The sequence below is a fragment of the Aquipuribacter sp. SD81 genome, assembly GCF_037153975.1.
Lineage (GTDB): Bacteria > Actinomycetota > Actinomycetes > Actinomycetales > JBBAYJ01 > Aquipuribacter.
On record NZ_JBBAYJ010000018.1, the window covers coordinates 84,247 to 90,246 of the forward strand.

At 76.6% G+C, this 6,000-nt stretch carries 3 protein-coding genes and 1 pseudogene; 1 reads left to right on the top strand and 3 read right to left on the bottom strand.

The window, feature by feature from the left end; all coding sequences use genetic code 11:
- Nucleotides 1-117: 117 nt before the first annotated feature.
- Complete coding sequence (locus WAA21_RS12145; RefSeq protein WP_336923072.1) at nucleotides 118-1,023, bottom strand: ABC transporter substrate-binding protein; 906 nt, start codon at nucleotides 1,021-1,023, stop codon at nucleotides 118-120.
- Between the two features lie 109 nt (nucleotides 1,024-1,132).
- Here WAA21_RS12145 and glgB point away from each other — a divergent pair.
- Nucleotides 1,133-3,319 (top strand): annotated as a pseudogene (gene glgB, locus WAA21_RS12150) (1,4-alpha-glucan branching protein GlgB); the annotation flags it as partial.
- Nucleotides 3,320-3,389: 70 nt separating this feature from the next.
- On the opposite strand, the gene WAA21_RS12155 reads toward glgB, so the two are convergent.
- Nucleotides 3,390-4,352 carry a tetratricopeptide repeat protein gene (locus tag WAA21_RS12155; RefSeq protein WP_336923073.1) on the bottom strand — a complete coding sequence of 321 codons (963 nt, stop codon included), beginning with the start codon at nucleotides 4,350-4,352 and terminating at the stop codon, nucleotides 3,390-3,392.
- A gap of 121 nt (nucleotides 4,353-4,473) precedes the next feature.
- Nucleotides 4,474-5,808, bottom strand: a complete 1,335-nt coding sequence (locus tag WAA21_RS12160; protein ID WP_336923074.1) for a hypothetical protein — start codon at nucleotides 5,806-5,808, stop codon at nucleotides 4,474-4,476.
- Nucleotides 5,809-6,000: the final 192 nt, after the last annotated feature.

The following is a 6,000-nucleotide window of genomic DNA, read 5'->3' on the forward strand; positions in this document are numbered from 1 at the left end:
CCGTCCGTCGACACAAACGCAGACATACGCGCCGTCCGTCGACACAAACGCAGACATACGCGCCGTCCGTCGACACAAACGCAGACATACGCGCCGTCCGTCGACAGGAATGTCGACCTACGCGAGGCGGCGGGCGGCCGCAGGGTCGGGGGCGCCGAGGGCGTCGGGGTGCAGCACGCGCGCGAAGGCCTCGACGCCGTCGACGAGGCGTGGGCCCGGCCGCACGACGAGCCCGTCGGCGTCGACGGCCCACACCGCGGCCCCGCAGCCGCGCTCGGCGAGGGCCCGCACCACCGCCTCGGCCTGCGGCACGGCGCCGTCCAGGTGGTACCCGCACGGGGCGACCAGCACGACGTCCGGGCGCGCGGCGACGACGTCGTCCCACGTCGTCGTCACCGACCGGCCACCGGGCGAGCCGAGCACCTCCTGCCCGCCCGCCGCCGTCACGAGGTCCGGCACCCAGTGCCCGGCGGCGAACGGCGGGTCGACCCACTCCACGACGACGACCCGCGGCCGGGCCAGCCCGGCCACGGCGCGGGCGACGTCGTCCAGGCGCGCCCGTAGCCCCGCGACGACCCGCTCCCCCGCCGTCACGTCGCCCAGCGCGCCGGCCACGTCGACGACGCTGCGCAGCACGTCGTCCAGCGAGGCGGGGTCGAGGGCGAGGACGTCGGCGGAGCAGCCGAGGTGCGCGAGCGCGTCGTCGACGACCCCGGACGGCAGCGCGCACACCCGGCAGAGGTCCTGGGTGAGGACGAGGTCGGGGTCGAGCCCGCGCAGCGCACCCTCGTGCAGCGTGTAGAGGTCCTCCCCGGCCGCCGCCATCGCCCGCACCCGCGCGTCGATCTCGGCCGGGGTCAGCCCCGAGGTGTCGGCACCGCCGACGACCACCGCGTGCCGCCGGCGGGCGTCGGCGGGGTGGTCGCACTCGTACGTCACCCCGACGAGGCGGTCCTCCGCCCCGAGGGCGTACACGATCTCCGTCGCCGACGGCAGGAGCGACACGACGCGCGATGCACCCACCCCACGACCGTAGCGACCCGCCCCCGCGACCCCCCGCCGCGCCGTTCTGGTTTGACCCCACCGGATGCCTCGGCAGGATGGGGACATGACGACCGACCGCACTCTGCGCCCGACCGAGGTCCCGCTCGACGTCCTGGCCGCGGTCGCAGCCGGCGCGCACCACGACCCCCACGGCGTCCTCGGCGCCCATCCCGGCCCCGACGGCCTCTCGATCCGCACCCTCAAGCCCTTCGCCCGCAGCGTCACGGTCCTCACCCCGACCGACGGGGGCGAACCGACCCGCACCGAGGCCGTGCACGAGCACGACGGCGTCTGGGTCGCGGTCCTGCCCGGCGGGCCGACCGACTACCGCCTCGAGGTGGCGTACGACACGAACGAGGGCCGTGCCGTCCACACCGTGGACGACCCCTACCGGTTCCTGCCGACGCTCGGCGACGTCGACCTCCACCTCATCGGTGAGGGCCGCCACGAGCAGCTGTGGACCGTCCTCGGGGCTCACGTGCGCCGCTTCGACGGCCCGCTCGGCACGAGCGAGGGCACGAGCTTCGCGGTGTGGGCGCCGAACGCCCGCGCCGTCCGCGTCATCAGCGACTTCAACTCCTGGAACGGGCGCACCCACGCGATGCGCTCGCTCGGCTCGTCCGGGGTGTGGGAGGTGTTCGTGCCCGGCATGCTCGCCGGCGCGCGCTACAAGTTCGAGCTGCTCGGCCGCGACGGGCGCTGGCACCAGAAGGCGGACCCGATGGCCCGACACACCGAGGTGCCCCCGTCGACCGCCTCGGTGGTGACGGAGTCCGCCTACACGTGGCAGGACGAGCAGTGGCTCACCGACCGTGCCGCCCGCGACGTGCACAACGGCCCGATGAGCGTCTACGAGGTCCACCTCGGCAGCTGGCGCCAGGGGCTGAGCTACCGCCAGCTCGCCGAGGAGCTCGTCGACTACGTCGCCGACCTCGGCTTCACCCACGTCGAGCTCCTGCCGGTCGCCGAGCACCCCTTCGGCGGCTCGTGGGGCTACCAGGTGACGGGCTACTACGCCCCGACCAGCCGGTTCGGCCACCCCGACGACTTCCGCTACCTGGTCGACCGGCTCCACCAGGCCGGCGTCGGCGTCATCGTCGACTGGGTGCCCGCGCACTTCCCCAAGGACTCCTGGGCGCTCGCCCGCTTCGACGGCGAGCCGCTGTACGAGCACCCGGACCCCCGTCGCGGCGAGCACCCGGACTGGGGCACGTACGTCTTCGACTACGGCCGCACCGAGGTCCGCAACTTCCTCGTAGCCAACGCCCTGTACTGGCTGGAGGAGTTCCACGTCGACGGCATCCGCGTCGACGCGGTCGCGTCGATGCTGTACCTCGACTACTCGCGCAAGGACGGCGAGTGGCTGCCGAACGTCCACGGCGGGCGCGAGAACCTCGAGGCCGTCGACTTCCTCAAGGAGTTCAACGCGACGGCGTACAAGCGGGTGCCGGGCATCGTGACGATCGCCGAGGAGTCCACGGCGTACCCCGGCGTCACCCAGCCGACCCACCTGGGCGGCCTCGGCTTCGGCCTGAAGTGGAACATGGGCTGGATGCACGACTCGCTCGCGTACGTGAGCAAGGAGCCGGTGCACCGGCAGTACCACCACCACCAGATGACGTTCTCGATGGTGTACGCGTTCAGCGAGAACTACGTGCTGCCCATCAGCCACGACGAGGTCGTCCACGGCAAGGGCTCGTTGCTGCGCAAGATGCCGGGCGACCGCTGGCAGCAGCTCGCGACCGTGCGCGCCTACCTCGCCTTCATGTGGGGCCACCCCGGCAAGCAGCTGCTGTTCATGGGCTGCGAGCTCGGACAGGAGCCGGAGTGGAGCGAGTCCCGCTCGCTGGACTGGTGGCTGCTCGACACGCCGTGGCACCGCGGCCTGCACTCCATGGTCAAGGAGCTCAACCGCACCTACCGCGACCACGAGGCGCTGTGGGGCACCGACTTCGACGGCGCGGGCTTCCAGTGGCTCGAGGCGGACGACTACGGCCGCAACGTGTTCGCCTGGCTGCGCCTCACCGAGGGCGAGAAGCCGGTCGCGGTGGTGACGAACTTCGCGGGCTCGCCGCACGAGGACTACCGCCTCGGGCTGCCGCACGCCGGGCGCTGGCGCGAGGTGCTCAACACCGACGCGACGGAGTACGGCGGCTCCGGTGTCGGCAACCTCGGCGTCGTCGAGGCGACCGACGAGCCGTCGCACGGCCGGCCCGCCTCCGCGGTCCTGCGGGTCCCGCCGCTCGGGACGGTCTGGCTGACGCCGGAGGACTGAGGCCCCTGCCGGGGCCGCACGGCCCCGGGTCGCCCGCCGTCGTCACCGGACGACGGCGGGCGCGCGTCGCTCAGAACAGGGCGCTCGCCAGCGCCGCGCGGGCGCGCGCGACGCGCGGGTCGTCGACGCCGACGACCTCGAAGAGCTCCAGCAGCCGGGTCCGGACGGCGGCGCGCTCGTCGCCGGCCGTGCGGCGCACGAGCTCGACGAGCCGGGCGAAGGCGTCCTCCACGTGGCCGCCGAACAGGTCCCGGTCGGCGACGGCGAGCCCCGCGTCCACGTTGCCCGGGTCCGAGGCCGCCGTCTCGGCCAGACCCGCGGCGACGGCCTGCGGGACCGAGGCCACGCGGGCGAACAGCCGGGCCTGGGCCAGGCCCGCCTTCGCCTCGGCGTCGGCCGGGCTCTCGGCGAGCGCCTGCTCGAACGACGCGGCGGCCGCCTCGTAGTCGCCGCGCTCGAACGCCTCGGCGGCCGCGGCGTGCAGCGGCGGCAGCGGCGGCTCCTCGGCCGGCTGGGGCTCCTGCTCGGCGTCGGCGTCGCCGACGGCCACCGTGCCGGTCACCCCGTTCTGGGCGGCGACCTTCAGCAGCTCGTCGATGACCTGGCGCGCCTGCTGCTCCGGCACCGCACCGGTGAAGAGGGGCACGGGCTGGCCCTTGAGCAGCGCGACGACCATCGGGATGGACTGCGCCTGGAAGGCCTGGGCGATGCGCGGGTTGGCGTCGACGTCCACCTTGGCGAGCAGCCAGCGCCCGCCGTACTCCTCGGCCAGCCGCTCCAGCACCGGCGACAGCTGCTTGCACGGCCCGCACCACTCCGCCCACAGGTCGATGACGACCGGGACGGTGAGGGACTGCTGGACGACGGCCTCGAAGCCGGCCTCGTCGACGTCGACGACGACCCCGGACCCGAGCGGGCCGCCGGCCGGGCCCGCGCCGCCGTCCCCGGGTGCGGCCGCCGGGACGGACTGGGGACGGGCGAGCGCGGTCAGGTCCACGGCGCCCCGGAGGTTGAGACCGGGCGGCTGGGTCATGGTGCGGTCCTCTCGTGCACGGGTCCGGCGGGCTCCCCGCCGGGTTCGGTCCGCTCCTGCCGGGGTCCCCGGCCGGACGCTGCCGTCAGCCTGCCACGGTGCCGCGAGGGCGCCGAACCGGTCAGCGCGCGTCCGCGCCCACGAGCTCCTCGCCCACCGCGACGAGCCGGATCGCGCCCCGCTCCTCGGGGACGACGAAGGCCAGCACGGCGACGGACCGCACGGTCAACGCGCTGTCGACGGCGTCGATTCCCGTCGCTGCGCGCACCTCCGGGCCGGGTCGGACGTGACCCGCCCCCGGCCGCACGCTCGTCGTGGTCGCGGTCTCCAGCGCGGTGACGGCGAGCACGTCGCCCTCGACGGTGCGCACCGCGAGGAGGGTGCCGGCACCCCCGGCAGGGCCCGTCCCCTCCCCCGTCGCGGCGGCGGGGTCGTCGGCGACGAAGGGCTCCGCGGCGACGATCACCCCGGCGACCCCCGCGACGGCGCGGCGCTCGGCCGCCGCGCGCTCGCGGAGCCCGGCCACGAAGACGTCCGGCTCGAAGGCCGCGGCGGCCGGGCTCGCGTCACCGGCGCCCACGACCGAGGCGTAACCGGGCACCAGCCCCTCCAGCGCCGCGCGCAGCCCCGGTTCCGGCTCCTCGGGGGCCGGCGTCGAGGCCGGGTCGGCGGGCCCGGCGTCGACCGTGTCCCCGGCCGCGTCGTCGCCACCGGGGGCCCCGGGTGGCGGGTAGGCGGCCGCGGGGGCGACCTCGACGGCCGGGGCGCCGGGGAGCATGTGGGCGCGGCCCCACAGCAGGTACGGCTCGCGCGGTCCGTACGACACGAGGACCTCGAGCACCGGCGCGGCGGCGGGCTGCTCGCCGGGCACGACGGAGGCGAACCACCGGGGCCAGCCGTCGAGGCGGGGCGACACGACGAGCTCCGACGCGGCGACCGCGGCGGGCTCGAGGTCCGCCGGGGCCGCTGCCGGGGCCGCCGCCGGGGACGGCGCCGTGGCCGGGGGCGACGGCTCGCCGACGGGCGCACCGGACGCGGCCGGCGTCGGCGACGGCGCCGCGGCCGCTCCCGAGGCGGCCGGGGACGACGCTGCGGACGGCCCCCCGGCGGACGGCTCGTCCGACCCTCCCCCGTCCGACCCTCCCCCGTCCGGCGCGTCCGCGGTCGGCGGCTGCCGGAACCGCGCGGCGGCGAGCGCGGGCCCGGTCAGGGCCGCGGTGAGGTCAACGGACCCAGCGCCGGCCGTCGCGGCCGCGAGGCGGGCGGCGACGTCGGCGCGGACGAGGTCGGCCTGGACGGCCGTGACGACCCCGCCGGTCGCCGGGGCGGCGGCCGGGTCGAGCGGCGCGGGCGTCGGCAGGCCCGCGCACGCCCCGAGCCCGAGCGCGGCGACGGTCGCGGCGACGACGGCGACCGCCCGGGCGGAGCGCGGCCACGGTCGGCCGGACGTCGTCACGTGGCGCCGGGACGTCCCCACCGCGGTCCGCCGCGCCCACCGCACACCTCTCGTGCGCCCCGTGCCTGCTGTGCCTCTCGGGCCGGTCACCGCGGTCACCCCTGCGCCACACGTCGGGCGCCGGGCGTCGCCGCGGGCGCCGCAGCGGGACGGCGTCCCGCCCCGCCGGGCGCGCGTCCCGCCCCCGCGGGC

Excerpts from the sequence above, each read along its gene's own strand:
- WAA21_RS12155 (WP_336923073.1), bottom strand. The coding sequence starts at position 4,352 with ATGACCCAGCCGCCCGGTCTCAACCTCCGGGGCGCCGTGGACCTGACC.